Consider the following 23498-nt stretch of genomic DNA (forward strand, 5'->3'; position numbering starts at 1 on the left):
GCGGGTGTATGACAAATCTCCCTATGCTGCATTTTTGACCAACTCGACCAGGATATTCCATCGCTCACTTTTTTTATAGGCTCTGAGATTGGCGATTTGCTGTGCGCCGGAGACGGACCACCGTTGTCCGGAAAGCTTTAGTCTTTGCTGCACGACGTTTCTATGTGCTGCTTCCATCGCCCCGGATCCAATTAGGTATCCTTGATCCAAATAGGTTTTGTACTGCATGCGCGCCTCATTACTTTTATAGTAGCGGAGTACGTCATCTAAAGCCTGCCGGGTCTGGGGGGCATGAACATTCAGCTTTTTCAGCTCTTTGATGATATCAGCTACCTCATTATTCAACAACCGCAGCTTTTGTACATCAAGCCACTGCTTGCGGTATTCGTCATCCTGATAACGAAGCAAGGCATAGTTGGCCAGTTTCTCTATCGCGTGAAAGAAATCCAGTATCTGAACACTTTGGCTGTAGGCATCTTCCACATAATTCCAGATCCACTTCGCACCATCAGCTATGAAAATCTTTTTCTCATAAGGCTCAATATGTCGTTCCCATTTTTGTAGAAAACTTTTGCTGCTGCCCAAATGACACAAATAATCAGAATGGATAATAGCATTGCGATCCCGTTGTATGCTGATACAGGCGCTCTGTGTAAATGCCCGTCCCACCTTTATCTCCATCCAATCGTTCTGACGGGTCTGAATCATACTCCCATCAAACATTACATATACCGGCTCCTGAGCAGATTTAAACTTTAATACCTGCTTTTCTGAACAATCCTGCTCAATGTCTTCGAGCCGGGCTCCATAGTGTTCACTTATACGCTGGGCCTGTTTAGCGCTAAATTTTAAGCCCAACAGTGCCGATAATAAATCCTCAACTTCCTGAAAAACACATTGTTGGGACAATAAGCAAACCAACTCCTGCAATTTTGCACTCACCCCAAAATGCATCGTCCCCTGGCATAATGGATGCGTTTTAGCTACTTCTATCTTCCCTAAAGTGGTTTGAAGTTTTTTTTTCATTGTGACTTCCCGGAAGTTTACCCATCGACTTCTCCAACAAAATCCGATTCATCCGACGGACTACCTCTAAAAATTTTGTCTCGTAATCGTATCCATCGGTGATTTGACCTTCTTGTTCCAACCAGGTGTCAATTTCTGTTTCCAGGGATTTTAAGATCGCTGATTTTAATTCTTCTTTAGATTCTTTGGACATAGCTATAGGAGTTAAATTATTCAATACCCCTAAATTATCAACTCTTTCCCGGATTCGGTAGATTTGTCATACACCCTCCGTAGCCTTCCTTTGTCAAACAAAAATATTTTTCTATTATTTTGTCATAAAGTGCTTGTTTGTCTCTGTTAAATAGTTCTTCGTTTTCATTGATAAACGCCCCAATTCCATAAATTGGTTCTGCTTGTTCGGCTGTTTGCCAAGGCGTGTCTTCTGGTCTTTGATAAAGAACAGTGTCAAAAGTTATAGAAAGAATGTCTTCGGCTAAAGAATTTCCTTTAACGTTGTCAATATTTCCTCCGAGCTGTCTTATTTTCTCTAAAATTTCTGTTTTCATTTTGTGTTATTGTAGTCAGATTGCGGTCGGTCAAGCATTACCGCTAACACGCTAATTTATGCTATTATGCGCTGCCCGTCAAAAAAATATTTGGCTGCAAACCAATACTTTAGCGTTATATATTTTTAGATTGTTGTTAGGACAATCCGTTCTTACCAATCTATATTTTCTTTCTTCCACAGATCGTCCAATGGGCTTACAATGTTCATTAATTGGCGCTTGCTTACATGCAGGTAACGCTCGGTGGTTTTTATATTAAAATGCCCTAACAGATCTTTTATATACCGGATATCTACTCCTTTGTCCAAAAGGTGCGTAGCAAAACTGTGGCGTAAACTATGTATGCCTACCTCCTTACGTATGCCGGCTTTTTGTTTGGCATTGCTGGATATTTGCTGAATGGTACGCGTAGGATAGGCCGTGCCGGTTTGCTCCGATTCAAATAAATATTCCTTTGGCCCCGGGCCTGTATTCTTTATATAACTTCTTAAAATATCCAGCCGTACCGGGCTTAGATTCACGTACCGGTCTTTTTTGCCTTTGGCCCGTTGTATAAATAGTTGCATCCGGCCACTGTCGATATCTGTAATTTTCAGCGCCGCTAGCTCGCTTACCCGCAGGCCGGCACTGTAAGCAGCAAACAGCATGGCTTTATGCTTCTTATTGGTTAAGGAGTTAAACAGTTTACCTAATTCCTGTTCGTTTAAAAGCTTTGGTAATTGCAATGGCTTTTTGGGCCGGGGTATGTCCCAGAAATTTTTTTCTTTTTTCAATACCTGCTCATAATAAAACTTCAGGGCATTGATGCGGCTGTGCAGGGTGTTTTCCGTGAGTTTCAGGTCTTCGTAACAATGCAGCAGGTACTGCTTTATTTGATCGGTTGTTAAATCATCGGCCGGCGTGTTATTGAGCGATTGTAATAGTTGTGCTACTTCATTGGTGTAGGTTTTATTGGTGGAGGGGCTGTAAGCCTTCAATTTTAAATACTGTAGCAGCGAGGGCAGCACGTGTGCGTTTGCCGGTTGTATTTTATTATGAGTAAGGGGTATGGTGTTGCCTGAATGGACGGGTTCTTCGGTAGAAGCGAAGCTTCAAGATTTTGTGTATCTATAATGCTTTTAAAAATGAAGAGCTAGCCTATGTTCCTATGTGGTTCCATTTCTTTTTTTTGTCGAGCTGGCGTTATTTTATGTTGTAGCGCCTACTGTCACAAACGCATGCATGCCTTTCAAAAAATCATAAAGCTCTTTCATGGAAGGAATGGGTTCGGCCACCAGTAAGAACAGCCGCCCGGTTTGTTTTAAGCGGGCTTTATTGGTACCCGTTTGCACATATTGAATGATCTTCTGGAAAACATCTGCTTCAAAATAAGGAGAATCCGGCCGGTTGATAAAATGACAGCGCAGGGTTTCATTTTTCAGGGTCATTTTTTCAAAACCCAGTTCCACGGCCAGTTTCCGGCACTTAACGGTTTCAAAAAGATCATTAACCGGCTCGGGTACCGGACCAAACCGGTCCTGTAACTCCGTATACATTTCGGCCAGCTCTGCTTCCGATTCGCTGTTGTCCAGGCGCTGGTACAACGAAAGACGTTCTGTAATACTTTCTACGTAATCATCCGGTATGAGAATTTCCAGGTCGGTATCAATGGTACAATCGCTTACAAAATCGTCCTGTTTGCTGATTTCCTCCTTAAACAGCTCTTTGAACTGCGTGCGTTTTAATTCGCGGATGGCCTCGTCCAGGATCTTCTGGTAGGTTTCAAAGCCGATCTCGGCCATAAACCCGCTTTGTTCACCACCCAGCAGGTTGCCCGCTCCGCGGATATCAAGGTCGCGCATGGCGATCTGGAAACCGCTGCCCAGTTCACTATGCTGCTCCAGGGTTTGCAGCCGTTTGCGCGAGTCGGCGGGCAGGGTGCTCATAGGCGGTGCCAGCAAATAGCAGAATGCCTTTTTATTGCTTCTGCCTACACGGCCCCGCAACTGGTGCAGGTCGCTAAGTCCAAAATGATGGGCATTATTGATGATAATGGTATTTACATTGGGAATATCGACCCCGCTCTCCACAATATTGGTACAAACCAGCACATCATAGCGGTGATCGATAAAGTCCAGTATCTTTTCTTCCAGTTTGGAGCCTTCCATCTGGCCATGGGCGTAACTGATGGAAAGATCCGGGCAAAGTCCCTGGATCATTGCGGCCATTTCACTGAGCCCGGCCACCCGGTTGTGAATAAAGAAGACCTGGCCGCCCCGCTCTGTCTCAAAATAAATGGCGTCGCGGATAGCATCCTCATTGTATACCTGCACCTCTGTTTGTATGGGTTGGCGGTTGGGGGGAGGGGTATTGATGATGCTCAGGTCCCTGGCACCCATCAGTGAGAACTGCAGGGTCCGGGGGATGGGTGTTGCGGTGAGGGTTAAACAATCCACCGTATTACGCAATACTTTTATCTTTTCTTTATGGGCTACCCCGAATTTTTGCTCTTCATCGATCACCAGTATGCCCAGGTCTTTAAATTTTACTTCCTTGCCCAGCAACCCGTGGGTGCCCACCAGGATGTCGATCTTGCCTTCCTCCAGTTTTTTGAGGGTTTCCTTTTTTTCTTTGGCCGATTTAAAGCGGTTCAGGTAATCGACCGTTACCGGGAACTCTTTTAAACGGTCGCTGAACGTTTTATAATGCTGGAAGGCCAGGATGGTGGTGGGTACCAATACGGCTGCCTGTTTGCCGTCTACGCAGGTTTTAAAGGCCGCGCGGATGGCGATCTCGGTCTTCCCAAACCCCACATCGCCACATACCAGCCGGTCCATGGGGGATTCGGATTCCATGTCTTTCTTTACATCGGCAGACGCCTTGCTCTGATCCGGCGTGTCCTCGTAAATAAAAGAAGCCTCCAGCTCGGTTTGCAGGTAGTTATCCGGTGTATGGGCAAACCCTTTCTGGGCCTTGCGCTGTGCATATAGTTTGATGAGGTCAAAAGCGATCTCTTTAACCTTCGCTTTCGTCTTTTCCTTTAACCGGGTCCAGGCATCACTGCCCAGTTTGTTTACCTTGGGCACACTGCCGTCCTTTCCGGTGTATTTGGAAATTTTGTGCAGCGAATTGATATTTACATACAGGACATCTTTGTCTTTGTAAATAATGCGGACCGCTTCCTGTGTTTTACCATTAACGTCCATCTTTTGCAGACCGCTGTACACGCCTACACCATGGTCGATATGTGTTACAAAGTCGCCCGGCTGCAGCTCTCTTAAGGTACGCAGGGTGATGGCCTTATTTTTATTATAGGCCTGCTTAACCCGGTATTTGTGATACCGCTGAAAAATTTCATGGTCGGTATAGCAGAGGATCTTAAGGTCTTCGTCCGTAAAGCCCAGGTGAATGGCGGCCGAAACCGGATTGAACACCAGGTTTGCATCCTGGTCGTCAAAGATGGATTGCAGGCGTTGTAACTGCTTGGGGTTCTCCGAAAAAATATAAAGGGCAAAGCCCTTTGCTTCGTGCGCCTTCAGGTCTTTGATCAGCAGCTCAAACTGCCGGTTAAAGGCGGGCTGCTCCCGGGTGTGGAATTCAAATTCCCTGGAGACGGATGCCGGCATATGTTCCAGGTGCACTACCGGTCTGTGTTCCAGTGCGGTCTCAAAATCTGCGGGTGTAATAAAGTCTTCGCCGCTGATATCCTTCTTTATTAATTTATCCTCGTCCCTGTTGCCGGATGATGCATCCGGTTGCTGCTGTGCCAGGAAATACGCCAGTTCTTCCGAGTGATCCTTTAAGCGCTCCCTGCAGAGTGCTACATCCTGTACCCATATGGCCGTGTTTTGGGGCAGGAACTCAAAGAGGGATACATGCGCTTCCTTTGCAAACTGTGTATCTACATTGGGAATGATGGATACCTGCAGCAGTTTCCGTTCGCTCAGCTGTGTTTCCGGGTCGATGATCCGGATAGAGTCGATATCATTTCCAAAGAGTTCGATCCGGTAAGGTTTGTCGTTACCAAAGGAGTAGATATCCAGGATACCGCCCCGCAGGGCAAACTGCCCCGGCTCATATACAAAATCACTGCGTTCAAAACCGTACCGGTCCAGCTTCAACAATAGTTCCTCAATATTGAGCGGATCTGCGGTCTTCAGGTGAATGATGTTCTCTGCCAGCGTAGACGACACGACTACTTTTTCGAAGATAGCATCAGCGTAGGTGACCAGCACTTTCTTATTTCCACCACCGGCCAGTTTGGTAAGCGCCTCTGTGCGGAGCATTACGTGCGATGCGTTCAGCAGCCGGTAATTCTTCGTGGTTTTAAAGGAAGAGGGAAAATAAAAAATATCCAGGGCCCCGGTAATATTTTCCAGGCTGTTCTGGAAATAGGCGGCGTCCTCCGGCTCATTGAGAATAATGAGATGATTCAATGCCGGTGTTTGTGCCATACAGGCACCCACAATAAACTGGGAAGCACTGCCCTGTATGCCGGAAAGTGCCAGTTGTGTGGGTTGCAGCAATGAAAGCTCGCCCGCTATTTGTAAACAGCGGGGATCTGCACCATAAAAATTCTTCAACACTTCCGTTTGCATCGGGGCGCAAAGATACAATGAGTTTGAAAAAAATCCCAATGTGAATAGCGGCTAAAACTACTTTTTAACATCAAGTAATTGTAAACCAGTTGCTCCTGGTATGATAAAGTGCAGCTGCCATGGCGGCAATTCATACTTTGTTAGCTGGGGTTTTAGTGAAAATTAATTTATCTTACAAAGAAAAACGTTATGTCCCTCACTTGGCTTACAGGAACGATTATCAACATTATTGATGAGACCTATAATACCAGGCGGTATTTTATACAGGTGGATGAAACGGATCATTTTGATTTTACGGCCGGCCAGTTTGTAACGCTGGACCTCCCCATCCACGAAAAACCAAATAAACGCTGGCGAAGCTATTCCATTGCCAGTGCACCAGACGGAACCCGGGTATATGAGCTGCTGATCGTGCTGGTGGAGGACGGCCTGGGTACCCCGTATATGTTTCAAAACTGGGAAGTGGGTAGCAAGGTCACGTTTCGTGGGCCTTTGGGCGTGTTCACATTAAAAGAAGAGCAGTTACAACAGGAATTGTTCCTGGTATGTACGGGCACAGGGATCGCACCTTTCAGAAGCATGCTGCATACGCTGGCAAGAGAAAAAGTGCCGCACAAGGATATTTATCTTATTTATGGCTGCCGTACACAGCAGGACCTGTTGTATTATGAAGAGATGAAGGGCCTGGAGCTGGAGGATTTTCATTACATACCCACCTTGTCGCGGGAGGAATGGGAGGGGAAAACAGGGTATGTACATGCTATTTATGAAGCGCATTCTGCCGGGAAAGCGGATGCGAACTTTTTTCTTTGTGGCTGGAAGAATATGATCGATGAGGCCCGCCGGCGGATCACGGAACTGGGGTTTGATAAAAAGGCAGTGCATTTTGAGCTGTATGGGTAATCCAAACCCGGAAAATCAGGGCAAACGCATCTAAATTGGGTGAAAAGAGCACACCTGGAGCATTTTCAGGCACTATAAGTGCCGCGTGTTTATAGTAAGATATTAAAGGGGAAACCCCGGCTCCTACAGGAGCCGGGTAAAATTTCGGGCCCAACAAACACGCGGCTCCTACAGGAGCCGGGTTGATAAAACAGCAGATTACTATAAACACGCTGCTCCTCCGGAGCTGAACAATGCTGAAATTAGAGGCGTTTGCCCTGCCCGGAAAATGTTCTCTTTGCTGTTGTTAGCCCGAATTTATTATATTTGCCACCCATTTTAGCAGGACCGGTCCCCGGTTCGGCAATGGCCCGGTAGTTCAATGGATAGAATAGGAGTTTCCTAAACTCTAGATACAAGTTCGATTCTTGTCCGGGCTACAAATTTTCCCCACATGGGGAAATCTCACAGAAAGTAAAACGGCAATTCCCTAGAGAGATGTCGTTTTTTGTTTAAATATTCCTGTAAAATATTGCAGATATTTAAATACCAACTCCAAAACTACTTAATCATGGTCCGCTGACCATCAAATATTCTTGTCTTTGCCTCATTAAATACTTTGAAATGTTTCCAGCACGGAGGTCTCATTTGACGGTTAAGGTTTTTATGTAAGTTTGTAGACAGAACAAATTAGGGTTAACTAAAAGATGAAGGAAGGACCAATAAAATCTTCTATAAGGCCGTTAATAAATTATTTCAATAATCTTATTCCTTTAAATGATAAGGAACAAGATTCGGTATTCACCTATTTTGTTCCACGCCTGTACCGTAAACGGCAATATATACTTCAGGAGGGCGACACCTGTGCCCAATTTAATTTTATCGTTAGCGGATGTCTGCGTATGTATAAGATTGATGAGAAAGGGAATACCCATGTTATTTATTTTGCTACTGAAAATTGGTGGATGATTGATTTGGGTAGTTTTTATAGCAAAAAACCTTCCGAGTTGAACATCGAAGCCATGGAAGATACCATGGTACTACAGATCAGCTATGACAACCTTACGACACTCTATATGCAAGCCCCCAAGTTCAACCGCATTTTCCGGGTTTTGATTGAAAATAGTTACGTGGCGCTACAAAAACGCCTGTTGCAGAACATCAGCTCCACTGCCGAAGAACGCTATCTGGCATTTATTGAGACATATCCTCACCTAATCAACCGGCTTCCGCAGCTTCAAATTGCCTCATTTCTTGGAATTACGCCGGAATTCTTAAGCCGTTTGCGCAGCAAGCTTAGCAAGCAAAATCCTTAAACTAGATCAATACTAATTCTTGATATTATTCATTGGAAGCAGCGGCTATCCAGATGGATATTTGCATTACTAAATTATTCAAAGAACAAAAAAGAGAAATAGTATGGAAGAAAATCAAACAGTTGCTGTTATAGGTCTTGGCAATATCGGACAGGTTGTGGCTGGTAATCTCGCTAAATCGGGCAGGCATTTTATCGTAGGGGGTAGAAACATTAAGAAAGTGAATGCATTAGCCGAGAGCTGGGGGGCAGCAGCAAAGCCCAGCAATATCCCGGACGCGGTCAAAGCGGCAGATATTATCATCTTAGCCATACCATTTGGTGAAATAAGCGGTTTTCTGAAACAGTATGAAACCAGTTTGCAAGGCAAATTAATCATTGACCCCTCTAATCCCATTGCTCCTGATGAAAGTGGCGGGTTCAAAAAAGTCATCGGCAACAATGAATCGGCCGGTCAACTCAATGTCACGGCACTTCCAAATGGTGCAGAACTGGCAAAAGCGTTAGGAACATTGGGAGCCGACTCTCTTGCAGGCGCAGCCTTTCAAAAGCCTGAACAGGCAGTGTTGTTTTATGCAACAGATGATACAAGCATTAACGCAGACGTTGAACAATTAATCCGTGACAACGGTTTTGAACCGGTAAGAGTTGGCGGACTAGACCAATCCATAAGGTTAGAAGTATTTGGCGACCTGCACGAATTTGGGGCATTAGGTAAAACCGTTACAGCCGCAGAAGCAAAAGGGAAAATTTAACAGGTTCTTTAACCTAAAATCCAGGGATAATATGAAATGGAGAAAAACGGCTTTATCTGTTTTTGCAGCAATGGTTTCTATCACTTCTTCCAAGGCACAGATTATTGAATTTGAGGGAAAGAAATTTGAGTTAGCAAATGTTACCGCTTCTGTTGAAACATTTAAAGGCGAAAAGGTTTTAAAAGTAGAACGGGATTTGCAAAAACTCCCGTTTGATACCGCCAATTTGGAATCTACTGTTGATGAACCAACCTTTGTCAAACTAAAAGACCTGGACCTTGAAAATGGAACGATTGAGGTGAAATTTTACAGCCAAATTCAAAATCCATCACTATTTGCACAATCGCAAGGTTTTATAGGGATGGCTTTTAGAGTGAATGAAGACAACACAGCCTACGAATCTATTTACCTAAGACCCAAAGTAGGTAGGTCGGATAATCAGCTCTTTCGAAACAAAACGGTACAGTATTATTCCTATCCCGATTATAAGTTTGATAAATTACGAAAACAGGCAGATGGAAAATACGAAACCACCGCGCCTGTTAGCATCAATGAGTGGATCACCATGCGGATAGAAGTACAGGGCGAAAAAGCTTATATGTATATCAACAATGCAAAGTACTCAACCTTTGTAGTCGATAAAATGCTTGGGCACATAAAAAGGGGTTCAGTTGCTTTATGGGTCGATATTGGAACTATCGGTTACTTTAAAGACCTGAAAATCACAAAACATTAAAATAGTCACTAAACACAAAATCAAAAAATATGAAAAGATGTAAAATTTTGATTGCCATTTATTCAATGCTGTTATTGAGCAGTTCTTCCTTCGCACAGTCGTCAGTAAATGATCTGGTTAAAGAATGGGAAAGGGCAAAAGCCTATACCAAAGAATATCTGGATGCGATGCCTGCAGAAAAGTATAGGTATAAGCCAACTCCTGAAATGCGCACTTTTGCGGAGCAAATGCTGCACTTGTCCGCAACTAACTATGCTTTTGCCGCTGCCGCTGCTGGAAACAAAAGCCCTTACGGCATGGGCGAACTGGAAAAGACTACGGATAAGTCAAAAGAAAATATTACAAAAATTGTTATAGCGGGATACGATTTTGTAATTGGTGGGCTGAAGAAAATAAGCCCTGAACAATTGAATGAAAAAATTCAGCTTTTCGGAAAGTTTGACATGGCAAGGACTCAGGTTTTTGAAAAGGCTTTTGAACACCAGACCCATCACCGGGGACAAACTACAGTATATCTTCGATTGGCAGGTGTAAAGCCTCCTCAGGAAAAATTATTTTAAATACGCTGAAAATGAAAAAATATACGGTAACCGCGCTATTCATCCTTTTTGCCTTTACGCTATTTGGGCAAAACGTCACCTTTAAAAAACAAGAGTTTGAACTAAATAAGGTAAAGGCATCAGTTGTAAAGCTGAAAGGACAGGAAGTGCTGAAGGTTGAAAGAGATTTAGAGGCGTTTCCTTTTGACAAAAACAAGATGGCCTCAACCGTAGACGAGCCCACCTATGCCAGGCTAAAAGGTGTTAATCTGGAAAATGGAATTATTGAGGTCAAGGTATTAAGTCGATTGCTTAAAAGCGCTCCTGATTTTGCCCGTGGATTTATAGGAATTGCTTTCAGGGCTAATGATAGCAACACCAGTTTTCAATCTATATACATTCGCCCCACGAATGGCCGGGCTAATAATCAATTCCGCCGAAACCATACAGTGCAGTACTTTTCCTATCCCGATTATAAGTTCGACAGACTACGGAAAGAATTTCCCGAAATGTTTGAGACTTACGCCGATATAGGGTTAGATGAATGGATTACGTTGCGTTTAGAAATCAACGACCGCAAGACGTATCTGTATATCAATGGACAAAAGAACCCCTCGTTTATTGTTGATGAAATGAAAGGAGGGAATAAAAGCGGCTCAGTGGCGCTATGGGTGGATATAGGCACAGAGGGGTATTTTAAGGATTTAAAAATTACAAAACAGTAGGGTGGCTTATAAACAACGTTATAAAAAGGCTCATAAAAAAAGCAATTCTCTTTACCCTTGTTTTACTGGCGGCATCAGTAAATGCATTTGCACAGAAAAAAATAAAGGTAGATTTAATAAATAGCGATCGGGATTTTTGGGGCAGCATCAGACCCAAAACCCTCGTCGTTAAAACGCTGATTGATAATCTGCAGATGAGTATCAATGGTCTCAGAGAGCTATATCCTGATTTCAAAAGAGCAGCCACATATTTTATTATAGGTTTTCGTCAGCAAGGAGGGACGGTTAGAGATAATCTTTCAATTATTGGATCAGAAGTCGTGATGTCCTTTTCTGGTAGGGATAGTGCTGGACTGGCAGGAATTGTTGTTCATGAATACGTGCATACACAACAGAGTAAACCCGACTTTAGAAATATTAATGTATTGACTTCTTCAATCAGAGAAGGCGCATGTGACTTTATTTCTGAATTAGTTTTAAGAAAAGATCTGACATTGCCGTATATCAAGTATGGATTAAAAAATGAAGTGGCCGTCTGGAAAGTATTTGTACAGGATATGTTATCCACAGCAAATGACTTTTGGGTTGGCACAGGTAACAATCCACTTTTGCCCGAAAAAGATTGAGGCGGTGTAATCGTTACACCACATGCCGTTTGCCGCTTATGTACGGACTGACGAACTTTTACACTTTACAATGACCCAATGACCCTTTATTTGCCCAATATTCCATTTTGGGTGTTGCGACTTTGACAGTCCGGCAATTCACAAAGACTTCATCCGCTGGTTTTCTTAGTTAGCGATTCCTGTTTTTCCGGAACATCAAAAACGCCCTCAGGAAGGAGGGTTTTATAAAGTATACGTTTATCGGGCAGATCGCCGGAATTCCATAAAATACTAAGATTTTGAATCTTTTTAAGGACGGTAATTCCCGCTTGCTATGCGCAACTTACGAGTAGTAAAAAAACGCCTGGTTTCACCAACCAAAACTTCCACCGCGGCTTTTGGTGGGCTGCTCAGCGGTTGATGTTGTCTTTTCTGTTCACTTTTTATATTTTTCCTTGGCTTCAGCAAGTGCATTATCCAGCCATAGTTCATACCAACCCGGGAGGCGGACCCTTTGCTGTATTACCGGACTCCGCCGTCAGATAAATATCGCTCTTATTCCCCGGGGCACACCGGCACAGATGACCGGGGGATGTAAATAAATCTTCTGATAATATAGGGTAACAAACTGCAGGTTTCTTTGATCTACAACTAAAGATTGTAGAAAACAATACAAAATCAAAATGTTATGAAAACAATACTGCTTTCGCTGTTCCTGGGTGTAACGGTTATAATTGCCGACGCTCAACAACCGGTTCTTGTTTCAATTGGCGGAGGGGGCCATAGGACCTCAACCTCTATGAAGGATAAAAACTACCTTGGAAATGGCTACCTGGTACAGGGAAACGTATTTATCCCTTTTTTGAGTAAGGGAAATGGACGGTTTGAACTGGGGCTTTTAACCGGGGGCACTTATTATACCAGCCAGGCCCTGGCACCTGATGATAAGAACCTGGCAGCTACTTATAAGCTCTATAATGGTAACCTGGGTATTACCACTACTCAAAAAAAGGGAGCTTCGGGTAACGGGTTCACCGGTGTATTAGGGCTGCAGGCTCATTTCAAAGCGGGCTCGTTTATACTATCCCCCTCCTTTAATGGCGGCTATACCAGTTTTAAAGAAGGAGGCTTTGCGCAATATGCCAGTATCGTTAAGGCAGATGGTACTACACAAAGCATAACCCTTTCCGACAGGCCAGAGGAAAGAGAAACAGGGTGGGGCCTGATCCCGGAACTGAAGATCAGCTATCCTTTCACAGAAAGGTTTCGTGTGTATGTCGCTGCCGGTTTAAACACAGGGGGAAAGATCCGCTCCGGGCTGCGGATATTAGAGCCCCAGGGAGGCTTTAATGATAAGCATACCTATGAACCTTCACAGCTGAGTGCAGGAAGGCTGATCAGCCGGCCGGCAGAAGCGCATTATCAAACCCTGATGTTTGGGGCCGGTGTAAGCTGGGCTGTTGGTGGCAAAACAAGGCGGTTAAAGGGTAAGGTAATCAAGACTGGCGATAATGGTGCAAGGCAAACGCAGGGATCCGACTTTGGCGAAAAAGTAAATGCAGGTTTACAGCCAGGAGCCGGAGCTTTGGCGCAAGGATCCAGGAGCGGCATTGGTGGGATGGCAAAGCCGGGAGGTGCGGTTTCATCTTCCTATGCAGCAGGGAGAATGAACCAGACAGACTCAACGAATAAGATGCCCGGCCGGTTATCGATGACACCCACTACTGCGAGGCAAACTCAGGGAATGACCTTTGGTGAGAAAACGGATACAGAAAACCGGGCAATAACAAATACGGGGTATAAATGTGATTACTGCGGCGAGGTATTTGAAACAGATGATAAAATGCTGGATCACCAGGCTACCTGCAAAAAAGCCCATGCTGCAGCGGGTGTGGGAAGAACCTATACCGGTGGCCGTAAAAATGAGGCTTCAGGTCAAAATGCAATGGCTACCCCGGGTACTCCAATCGGGGGGATTGTAGTAAAGGGAGGAAAAAATCCCGGCCTCCAGGATATGATTGCCGTTTCGGATGAAAATGGAGCAGTGACATTTGCGATAACAGAACCCGGCGAATATATTTTGCAACTCTCTGTTCCGGATGCCCCGGGAAAAAGTATCAGCGAGCCAGGTGTAAAAGGCCCGGCCAATAAGGGTAAAAGAAAAGGAAGAACCTATACCGGCGGCCGTAAAAATGAGGTTTCAGATCAAAATGCAATGGCTGCCCCGGGTACTCCAATCGGGGGGATTGTGGTAAAGGGAGGGAAAAATCCTGGTGGTAATTTCACCGGTTTAACCGTTAGTGAAAACGGAACCCTGCAGTTCGAAGTTTTAGAAGCTGGTAGCTATCAATTTATCATACAAACACCGGGAACCGGAGCTCAGAATAAGGGTAAACAGAAAAAGGAAAAGGTAAATGAACGGCCTTCCTCAGGCTTAAAGGACACGCTAAAAACAAATGTTTAAACGCATTGCTCAACTGGCCCATCCGCAGCACAAATTTCTCCCCGGCAGGGAGCGCCAAAAGCGAACCAAAAAGACATCAACAAATGCTGAAACCCTCTATATTAGAGGGCTTCAGCGTTTTGTCGCCCCTTGCCAGTTTCGCCGAAATCCGCCTATTGGCATTAATTTATTTGAACTTTGCATGGGTTTTGATGCTCCCTGTCCGGTAAGGCTGGTCTCCGGCCAGTTATTAATAACCAGCAAAAGGACATCGTGGCTGTATCTATCGTTATACTAATCAGCTATTGGAACAAGAAAAATAAGAAAGAGCCCTCCCGACCCATATTCGCGTGACCATTGATAACAACCATTAGTACTACCAGGTCCTGCCCGTAAAGGTTTCACTTGGCTACTGTTACGCTAACAGCACGCTTTCGGAAAATATGAAACGCTTTGGTATTAGGGCAAAATCCCAAATGTGCAACCTGGTTCCTTTGCCATCCAATGATATTTTCGGGAAACCATCTAAAACATCGGTTTTATGCTTCAAAGAACAAAAAGCCGTTATCGCTGAACTATGCAAAAAATCAAAACCTATAATCGAAGCATACAAGTTGGTGTCAGCATTTAGGCATATGATGCTGAAAGAACATAGCAGTACGCATTTAACAGAATGGAACAACGCGACAGATAAATCTGAGGTAGCCGAAATAGCTGGATTTGTAAGCGGCCTGCTTATGGGTTTGAAGGCTGTAAAAAATGCTTTTGATCGGGGCCGGAGTAATGGTCCTGCAGAAGCGAACGTTAATAAATAAAAAACATTTAAACGTCAAATGTATGGTCGCAGTTCTTTAGGATTGCCGGAACGCAGATTCATGTTAGCGCTCACGTAGTACCAAATTTGGGGGAAGAACCAACATCAGCAGGAGCGGAAAACGGCGGCATCAATGCGGGGAAATATCGTTTCCGTTCGGGGACGACCGGGAATTGCTTCCGGCCCGGGTCGTCATATCCGGGAGCGGATTTTACGCCGGGCACGATGCAGAAGGGGCGCGGACCGCAATGTATGATAAGCGCAGATGATACATCACTGGAAATACTGTTTTGAGAATAATTTGGTTGACTTTTGTAAAGGATTGGTTTTCATTCATTTAATGCTGTCTATTGGAAATGTAAGGTTTTTGTAAGGGCCATTTCTGGTTATTATGTCTGTGAGCAGATAAGTTTATCGTTCCAACGTTGCACTTACTTCTTTATACTATTCATTCTTAAATATGGAACGCATTATAAAAAAGAAAGAGGGTTTTCAGGGACAAAAGGCCATAGTGATTCCCAAACAGGTCATTGCCAGCAAGTGTATAAAAAACGAGATCATCAACACCTTATATATAACGGATATCGGTTATTACCCCAAGGCGCGGTTTCATTATATGGAGCGGGCATCCGGAGCAGAGCAATATATATTGATCTATTGTCATGAGGGAAGGGGCGCTGTGTTTTTGGGACATAAAGAATATAAAATGGTTGCTGATGATTTTATCGTTATCCCCGTTGGGGCTCCTCATTCATATGTTGCTGATGAAAAAGATCCCTGGAGTATTTATTGGGTCCACTTCAAAGGAACGGCTTCCGATAAGATCACATCCAGTATCGAAAAAAAAGGCGGGTTAAAGGGATTTATCCGGTTCAAAGAAAAAAGCATCGGACTGTTTAATGAGATGTATGCACAATTGGAGAAGGGCTATTCCAATGACAATTTGTTATGCGCCAATATGTGTCTGTCTTATTTTTTTTCAACGTTTCTCTTTAATGATAAATATGACAGCAGCGGTAAATTAGAGCATAAGGATGCCATCGATCTTTCTGTGGATTTTTTGAGCAGGCATACCAATAGTATATTGTCTCTGGAAGATATTGCCCGGCAGGTAAACCTATCCCCTTCTCATTTTTCTCATTTATTTAAGAGGAAGACCGGTCTTTCTCCCATGGAATACTTCAATCATCTGAAGGTTCAGAAGGCTTGCCAGTACCTGCTTTTTACTGATCTGCGAATTAAAGAAATCTCACAGGAGGTGGGCATCGAAGATCAATATTATTTTTCAAGGATGTTTACAAAAGTAATGGGAGTAGCGCCAAGTGAATACAGAATAAAACGGGTGCGCTCCTGAAAGGTACACCAATATTTCATTGCAGTAACCGGTACGCCGGTATTTGTGAACTGTAGGTGATGTTCTTTTTGAGCCGCAAAATAATCCATTAAATACGCCGATTCATCCATTAATAAAATAGGAGCATGAATCTAAATTTGAAGTCCAATTTTAAAAATTGATTCCTAAAACATTGCTGTCATGAATGATCAAAATCGTACAAGAAAAAAGACTTGCTCCTTTCGGTTCTTACCGTTGTTCCTTTCATTTCTTTTGTTCAGCAACCTGTTGGTTGCCCAGCAAAAGAAGATTACCGGAAATATAACTGATGCGGATAACAACCCCTTAGAACAGGTTTCTGTATCTGTAAAGAACAAGCCTGCCATTGGAACCCTCTCGGACGCCCGCGGAAATTTTACGCTGGCCGTTTCTGTAGGTGATGTGCTTGTTTTTGAATTTGTAGGTTATCAGAAAGAAGAAATGAGCGTGGGCTCGAATTCGAACCTGGTAGTAAAGTTACTTCCCCGGGAAACAAAGTTAAATGAGGTAGTAGTAATCGGGTATGGTACCAAACTAAAAGGAGAGCTAACAGGTTCGGTTGCAAAAGTGGATAATAAGGCATTCGAAACACGGCCGCTTACCAATGCGATGAATGCATTACAGGGAGCATTGCCGGGAGTAACGGTTACCCGGGGAAGCGGGCGCCCGGGCAATGAAAACTACTCCCTGCAGATACGCGGCGCTTCTTCGGTGAGCGGTAGTAAAGTGCTTGTATTGATCGACGGGATCCCGGGCGACCTGAGCCTGATCAATCCCAATGATATAGCGGAGCTTACGGTGCTCAAGGATGCCGCAGCCTCCATCTATGGTGCGCGGGCGGCCGACGGAGTGGTGATCGTTACCACAAAAAAGGGACGAAAGGGCGCACCGGCCATTTTATATTCCGGTAACTATGGTATCAAAAAGCCCCGGTTCCTGAAAAGGCGGACCAATACCTTACAGCTTGCTGAAATGTATGATGAGGGAATGCGGAATGTGAATCAGCCCGGCGTTTCTGAAGAGGTTTTTGCAAAGATCAGGGCCAATGCTGAACCTGACCCTACCGGGTGGCTGAAATACCTGGAGAATTTTCCGGGGTTCTACCAGTCGCACGACTGGATCGATGATGTTTTCGGAACCGGTGTGCAGCAAATGCATAACCTCAGCATATCCGGCGGCGGGGATCACAACGCGTATCTTTTTTCAGCGGGGTATGAACGGAACGAAGGCGTATTCCGGTACGGAAAAAACTATTCGGACCGTTATAACCTGCGGATGAATTATGACTTTCGGTTTTCAGACCGGCTGAATGTTGAAACGCGCACCAGTTTTGAGAACCAGCCCACCATTGAGCCTACCGCCGTTGGCAGCGTATTGTATTTTGTAAACCAGATGGGGAGCTATGTGCCCATATACAATCCGCAGGGGCAGCTTTATAAATATCAGGGAGGCTTTAGAAATCCCATCCAGTATCTTCAGGAGGCCGGAGTCAATAAGACCAATGCTTACCGGCTATCTACCAATATAAAGGGGAACCTGCAGGTATGGAAGGATCTGAAACTGGTAGGGCAGGTAGGAGTTCGTATGGATTTTGATGATGGTAAACGCACAAACCCAACCTTTGCGCAGCATAATTGGGATGGCAGTAATTTCGATATTGCTAACGTTCCCAATAGCGCTGTTTTTTCGAATTCAAAAAGCCTGTATCAGAATTATACCGCCTACCTGGATTATAATAAAACGCTGCTGGATAAACACCGGTTGAATGTTATGGCCGGGGCTTCCCGTGAAAGGAACGATTACCAGGGCCAATCGATAACCGGGTATAATTTTGCCAGTAATGAGATCTTTACACTAAACCTTGCGGACCGTACAAAAACACAATACGCCAATTTTACCGGTAATGCATCCGATTGGGCGCTACAGTCTTATTTTGGCCGGTTGAGTTATTCTTTCGACAGAAAATACCTGGTGGATTTTACAACAAGGATGGATGGAAGCTCTAAGTTTGCTCAAAATAAACGCTGGAGCGCTTTGTTCCCTTCGGTTGCCGTAGCCTGGAATTTATCTGAAGAGCAGTTTATCCGGTCCCTGGATCTGTTTAATAATCTTAAGGCACGTTTGTCATGGGGGAAATCCGGCAACCAGGAGCTGAGCTTTGGCGACTATGACTATATTTCCCTCATTGCTATTTCCGGTGCTTATCCTATGGGAAGTCCGAATGTTGGATTGCCGGGCGCGGTGTCCAGTATTGCATCGGAGAACCGTACCTGGGAAACCATTGAGGCACGGAATGCGGGCATTGATATAGCCGTTCTGGATTCCAGGTTAACCGGTAGCTTTGATTATTATATCAAAAACAACCGGAATATGCTGGTGAATGATCAGTTGCCGGCTACTTTGGGCGGTGCTGCCCCAACCCAGAATATTGGTAAGCTTGAAACGAAAGGCTGGGATTTTTTAATAGGCTGGAATGACAGGATCGGCGATTTCAGGTACAGTATCTCCGCGATGCTCAGCGATAGTAAAAATAAACTGGTTGAGTTAAAGGGGAACGATGCTTATGGTGAAGGGCTGGTGCATGCAAGGAAAGGTTATTCGCTGGATTCTTATTTCGGTTACCAGTTTGATGGGCTCATTCAAAATGCAGAACAGCTGGCCGCTTATAGACAACTGGGCAATGTACCTGCGGACCTGGGCGTAGGAGATGTTATGTTCAGGGATGTTGACGGTGATGGCAAGATCACTGCTTTTGGAGACCCTGCAAAGGGAACCGGTGGGGATATGGTATACCTGGGTAATTTACTTCCGAGATACGTATATTCATCGAATATCAATGTATCCTATAAAGGCTTTGATTTAAATATATTTTTACAGGGGATCGGAAAACGGGAAGGGATCAGGACCGGCGAATTCAGTTATCCCTTTACCTCGGTTTGGATGCAACCCCTGGAATATTTTTACGGTAAAAACTGGACACCGGAGAATCCCACAGCAAAGTATCCGCGCATTATACCCGGGGCTGTTGGTTACGATGGAATACGCAACTGGAACTGGCGGTATTCATCTATGCGCATGAACAATCTTGCCTACCTGAAGCTGAAAGTGCTCACATTGGCATATAATCTGCCTCAAACCTGGGTGCGCAAAGCCAAAATGCAAAATGTTCGCGTATATGTCAGCGGACAGGATCTGATCACTTTTTCGAAGGATACATGGAACCGGTCGTTTGATCCGGAGGAAACATGGGAGCGCTCCGATGAGCAAACTTATCCTTTCAATAGTGTTATCTCCTTTGGTCTGGACATCAAATTTTAAAACATCAACTACAACTGTCATGAACTATAAATATTTAAAAGTATTCGTTATTGTACTGCTGCTGTCAACAGGATGTAAGAAGGGATTGGATCTGATCCCCAAAGATTCGATCTCTGATGCCACATTCTGGAAAACAGCAGCAGACTTTAAACTGGCTGCTAATAACCTTTATTTTTCTCTTGAAGGATTTAACCCGGGCGATACGTATTCCGACATTGCGTACGATGTGCCCAATTCCGTTAGTAACGGAACCTACCAGAGTGCGGAGAACGATAGCCGGTGGACCAATGCGTATGTCTATATCCGGCGCTGTAATAAGATCATTGAAAAGGCCGCAGCTTCGCCCATCGCCGCTGAGTTGAAGGTATTAGCTGCCGAAGCCAGGTTTTTCAGGGCATATAATTACTGGATGCTCTACAAACTTTTTGGCGAAGTACCGCTTATTGCCAGCGAACTGGATATAGATGATGAGGCGCTGTATGCGCCCAGGGCCACCCGCAGGGAGACCGTTGATTTTATTTTAAATGATCTGACGGAGGCTGCCGCCGATCTGCCTGAACAAAAGGCCTTGTCTGGCGGGGATATCGGTAGAATTACCAGGGGCGCAGCGCAGGCTTTAAAGGCGAGGGTAGCGCTGTTTGAAGGGACCTGGGAAAAAGCCAGGGGAGCAGGTAATGCAAACACGTACCTGGATATTGCCATTGACGCCGCTACCACAGTAATGAACAGTGCACAATACACGTTATATACAGGTAAAGGTGCACAGAGCTACCGGTACTTGTTTATAGATGAAGGTGATAATGCTCCTGAATGTATACTGGACCGTCGTTATGAAGTGAATATTTCCAGTCAGACATTCCCCAGTACCGTAGGAGAGGGGCACCTGCTGCCCACAAAAAAGCTGGCCGATATGTATCTGTGTGCAGACGGTTTGCCCATTACCAGGTCTGCATTATTCCAGGGCTACGATCAAACCGGTTCGGAGTTCCAGATGCGTGATCCCCGTATGACCATGACCATTGTGATCCCAGGTACCGGTGTGCAACAGCTCTGGTACCCGGAACCGGTTGCCAGCTGGCCTTTTTATCCACAACGGAATGCGAACACGGGATACACTACCTATAAGTTTTTGTCGGAAGACGCAGCCTCCAATAAATCGCCGTTTACGCTCGGGTATGGTTACGACCGTCATATGCTCAGGTATGCGGAAGTGCTCCTGGTTTATGCGGAGGCCCGCTTTGAAAGAAATGATGCCATCAGCGACGAAGACCTTGCTAAGTCGGTGAACCTCATCCGTCAGAGAGCCGGTATGCCCGCATTAACCAATGCCTTTGTCGGAGCCAATGGGTTGAATATGCGGGAGGAAATACGGCGTGAACGAACAATTGAGCTGGCACTGGAAGGATTCAGGTATGATGATCTGAGAAGATGGAAGACGGCGGAGCAGGAGCTGCCCACTGCCATAAAAGGTATTAAAATTGTAGGAACACCCTGGGCAAACCCGATTGTGGTTGAGGGACAGGACCGGAATCCGTATAGTGATGACAGCTGGCAGAAAAGAACGGATGCCAACGGGTTTATTATAGTAGAGAGCGCGGCCGGAAGAGTATTTGATCCCCAAAAGCATTATCTGTTGCCGCTGCCTACAAAGGAGATTCTGATCAATCCCAAACTGACCCAAAACCCGGGCTGGTAAATCTGTTGAAATACTTAAACCGGATTGGGGCAGGACCTCTGCGGGCACGCCAGCTCCGAGGGGCATACTTTTCCGGTAAGGATATTGAAACCTATAAATAAAATATTGGTATAATGAAAGGCTGTTTCATCTTGTTTTTGGTATCTTTTTTTTGTGCTGCCGGTAATGCACAAAAATATAAACTGGCTGCTCCCGATAAAAAACTGTTGGCCGAGATCGAGAACGGCCGGCAGGGGATCCGGGTAACGCTGATAAAGGAGGGAGACTCGATATTGAACCTGACAAACCTGGGATTGATCACTGATCAAACGGCAACCGGGCCGCTGCAGGTAAAGCGTATAAAGCGGAATACGGTAAACGAAGTGATCCAACCGCTGATAAAGGAGAAAAGTGATAAATACCACAATTCGTATAATGAACTGGTGCTTACGTTTAGATCCCGGCAATCCCTTACATTCCGGCTCTTTAATGAAGGGATGGCTTACCGCTTTACAACGGATATCCAGGATAGCCTGACCGTTTTTGATGAAACCCTCAACGTGGAGTTCCAGACAGAGGATTCAGTATACTTCCAGTCGGAACGGTCTTTTAATGCAGCATATGAGCAGCCCTATGAGTTTAAGCAGCTGAATGAACTGGATCCGGCCAGGCTTTGCAATTTGCCTGTTCTTATTCAAAAACAGCGCGGGAAATTTGTAATGATCACGGAATCGGATCTTTATAATTTTCCGGGACTATGGGTAAAAAGCGACGGCGCTTCCCGGATCCGGGCTACACATGCGCGTTATCCCCGGACACTGGTAACCACAGATAACCCTTATAGCAGCGGCCAGGTTGGCGAAACCTTTGACTATATAGCCCGGGTTGCGGGAAAACGGACCTACCCCTGGCGGATCTTTGCTGTTGCAGACCATGAAGAGGACCTGATCAGCAATAACATGGTTTATTTACTGGCCTCACCTACAGAGCTGAAGGATGTTTCATGGGTCAGGCCCGGTGTGGTGATGTTTGACTGGTGGGCGAAGAACAATATTTTTGGTGTTGACTTTAAGGCAGGCATAAATACGGAAACGGCCAAATATTTTATAGATTTCTGCGCTGAAAAAGGATTCCGTTACTTTCTTTTTGATGATGGATGGAGCCCCAAAAACGACCTGCTTCGTGAAGTTCCGGGCTTGGATATGCCGGCCGTTACCGCGTATGCAAAGAGCAAAGGCGTGGACGTTATGGTTTGGGTAATCTGGAACACGCTTAAAGATCAATGGAGCGAAGCATTTGATCAGTTTGAGCGCTGGGGTATTAAAGGCATCAAGATGGACTTCATGAACCGGGATGACCAGCAGATGGTTGCTTTTTATGAAGCCGTTGCCAGCAAAGCCGCGGAAAAAAAGATGGTGGTTGACTTTCACGGAGCGTATAAGCCCTGCGGATTGAGCCGCAAATATCCCAACCTGTTAACCAGGGAAGCCCTGATCGAGTTTGAGCAAAGCGGGGTGTCAGATTCGGATAACCCGAGGCATCACAACCTTTTGCCGTACATCCGTATGTTTACCGGTGCTATGGATTATATTCCGGCAACAATGCGCAATGCAAACAAAAAAAACTTCCGGCATTTTGGCGATTATCCAATGGGGTGGGGAACGCGGGCGCATGCAATGGCCTTGTTTATTATTTTAAGCAGCCCAATGACCATGTTGCCGGGGTCGCCCGCAGACTACCGCCGGGAGCAGGAGTGTACTGACTTTCTTTCGAAGATACCGGTTGAATGGGATGAGAGCAGGTTGTTAACGGGTAAGATCGGTGCGTATACCGTATTGGCACGGAGATCGGGCCGGAACTGGCATATTGGTGCCATAACAAACGATGATCCGAGGATGATCGATCTGTCAACCGGTTTTTTAAAGCCGGGCAGGTATCACATCGAAATAATTGAAGACGGCGTGAACGCTGTTACCGCTGCAACGGATTATAAACGGGTGCGGAGGTCATTTACCGCGGGGGAAATACTGAAACTGAACCTGGCGCCGGGTGGCGGCTGGCTTGCCAGGATCACGCCGGAGCAATAAGCTGTATCAGGCAGGGTATTTTTCAGGAAAGTTTATGCCCGGGCGCTGAATGTGCCCGGGCCTTTCGGCATTTTTATTTAC

18 protein-coding genes and 1 tRNA gene are annotated in these 23498 nt (G+C 45.1%); 14 read left to right on the forward strand and 5 right to left on the reverse strand.

The genetic code is table 11. The features are described 5' to 3' along the window. Window positions 1-21: 21 nt before the first annotated feature. The 5 genes from BLS44_RS06190 to mfd all read right to left on the reverse strand — a co-directional run bounded on the left by BLS44_RS06190 (window position 22) and on the right by mfd (window position 6151). Entirely contained in the window at window positions 22-1026 is a 1005-nt protein-coding gene (locus BLS44_RS06190; RefSeq protein WP_143019675.1) for a hypothetical protein, read from the reverse strand. Next, window positions 980-1219: a hypothetical protein gene (locus BLS44_RS26470; RefSeq protein WP_090389202.1), complete on the reverse strand. Its 240-nt coding sequence runs from the start codon at window positions 1217-1219 to the stop codon at window positions 980-982. Before BLS44_RS26470 ends, BLS44_RS06190 begins: the two co-directional genes overlap by 47 nt. 37 nt (window positions 1220-1256) lie before the next feature. Next, on the reverse strand, window positions 1257-1574 hold the full coding sequence (locus tag BLS44_RS06200) for a hypothetical protein (protein WP_090389203.1): 318 nt from the start codon (window positions 1572-1574) through the stop codon (window positions 1257-1259). Between the two features lie 152 nt (window positions 1575-1726). Beyond that, complete coding sequence (locus tag BLS44_RS06205) at window positions 1727-2581, reverse strand: tyrosine-type recombinase/integrase (RefSeq protein WP_090389204.1); 855 nt, start codon at window positions 2579-2581, stop codon at window positions 1727-1729. A gap of 180 nt (window positions 2582-2761) precedes the next feature. Then, window positions 2762-6151 carry a transcription-repair coupling factor gene (gene mfd / locus BLS44_RS06210; RefSeq protein WP_090389205.1) on the reverse strand — a complete coding sequence of 1130 codons (3390 nt, stop codon included), beginning with the start codon at window positions 6149-6151 and terminating at the stop codon, window positions 2762-2764. Window positions 6152-6340: 189 nt separating this feature from the next. On the opposite strand from mfd, the gene BLS44_RS06215 reads away from it, so the two are divergent. From BLS44_RS06215 to BLS44_RS06280, 14 genes are all read left to right on the forward strand, one after another. Further along, window positions 6341-7054, forward strand: coding sequence for a ferredoxin--NADP reductase (locus tag BLS44_RS06215; RefSeq protein WP_090389206.1), 714 nt, complete (start codon window positions 6341-6343; stop codon window positions 7052-7054). A 347-nt stretch (window positions 7055-7401) separates the two neighbouring features. Further along, window positions 7402-7473: transfer RNA gene (locus BLS44_RS06220), tRNA-Arg, on the forward strand. 267 nt (window positions 7474-7740) lie between these two features. Then, on the forward strand, window positions 7741-8349 hold the full coding sequence (locus BLS44_RS06225) for a Crp/Fnr family transcriptional regulator (RefSeq protein ID WP_176954333.1): 609 nt from the start codon (window positions 7741-7743) through the stop codon (window positions 8347-8349). 103 nt (window positions 8350-8452) lie between these two features. Beyond that, window positions 8453-9103 (forward strand): NADPH-dependent F420 reductase, encoded by a 651-nt coding sequence (locus BLS44_RS06230; RefSeq protein ID WP_143019677.1) that lies wholly within the window; start codon window positions 8453-8455, stop codon window positions 9101-9103. A 31-nt stretch (window positions 9104-9134) separates the two neighbouring features. Next, window positions 9135-9839, forward strand: coding sequence for a hypothetical protein (locus BLS44_RS06235; protein WP_090389207.1), 705 nt, complete (start codon window positions 9135-9137; stop codon window positions 9837-9839). A 29-nt stretch (window positions 9840-9868) separates the two neighbouring features. Continuing rightward, window positions 9869-10399, forward strand: a complete 531-nt coding sequence (locus BLS44_RS06240) for a DinB family protein (protein ID WP_090389208.1) — start codon at window positions 9869-9871, stop codon at window positions 10397-10399. Between the two features lie 11 nt (window positions 10400-10410). Further along, window positions 10411-11103, forward strand: coding sequence for a hypothetical protein (locus BLS44_RS06245; RefSeq protein ID WP_090389209.1), 693 nt, complete (start codon window positions 10411-10413; stop codon window positions 11101-11103). A gap of 194 nt (window positions 11104-11297) precedes the next feature. Then, on the forward strand, window positions 11298-11729 hold the full coding sequence (locus BLS44_RS06250; protein WP_090389210.1) for a hypothetical protein: 432 nt from the start codon (window positions 11298-11300) through the stop codon (window positions 11727-11729). 667 nt (window positions 11730-12396) lie between these two features. Next, window positions 12397-14172: a hypothetical protein gene (locus tag BLS44_RS06255; RefSeq protein ID WP_090389211.1), complete on the forward strand. Its 1776-nt coding sequence runs from the start codon at window positions 12397-12399 to the stop codon at window positions 14170-14172. Window positions 14173-14594: 422 nt separating this feature from the next. Then, window positions 14595-14966: a transposase gene (locus tag BLS44_RS06260; RefSeq protein ID WP_090389212.1), complete on the forward strand. Its 372-nt coding sequence runs from the start codon at window positions 14595-14597 to the stop codon at window positions 14964-14966. Window positions 14967-15425: 459 nt separating this feature from the next. Beyond that, complete coding sequence (locus tag BLS44_RS06265) at window positions 15426-16319, forward strand: AraC family transcriptional regulator (protein WP_090389213.1); 894 nt, start codon at window positions 15426-15428, stop codon at window positions 16317-16319. A 180-nt stretch (window positions 16320-16499) separates the two neighbouring features. Continuing rightward, window positions 16500-19655, forward strand: coding sequence for a SusC/RagA family TonB-linked outer membrane protein (locus BLS44_RS06270; RefSeq protein ID WP_090389214.1), 3156 nt, complete (start codon window positions 16500-16502; stop codon window positions 19653-19655). Between the two features lie 19 nt (window positions 19656-19674). After that, the gene (locus BLS44_RS06275; RefSeq protein WP_176954334.1) at window positions 19675-21351 is read left to right on the forward strand and encodes a RagB/SusD family nutrient uptake outer membrane protein; all 1677 of its coding nucleotides are present in this window, start codon (window positions 19675-19677) and stop codon (window positions 21349-21351) included. A 113-nt stretch (window positions 21352-21464) separates the two neighbouring features. Next, window positions 21465-23417 (forward strand): glycoside hydrolase family 97 protein, encoded by a 1953-nt coding sequence (locus BLS44_RS06280; protein ID WP_090389216.1) that lies wholly within the window; start codon window positions 21465-21467, stop codon window positions 23415-23417. Window positions 23418-23498: the final 81 nt, after the last annotated feature.

Source organism: Niabella drilacis (genome assembly GCF_900101395.1).
Taxonomy (GTDB): domain Bacteria; phylum Bacteroidota; class Bacteroidia; order Chitinophagales; family Chitinophagaceae; genus Niabella; species Niabella drilacis.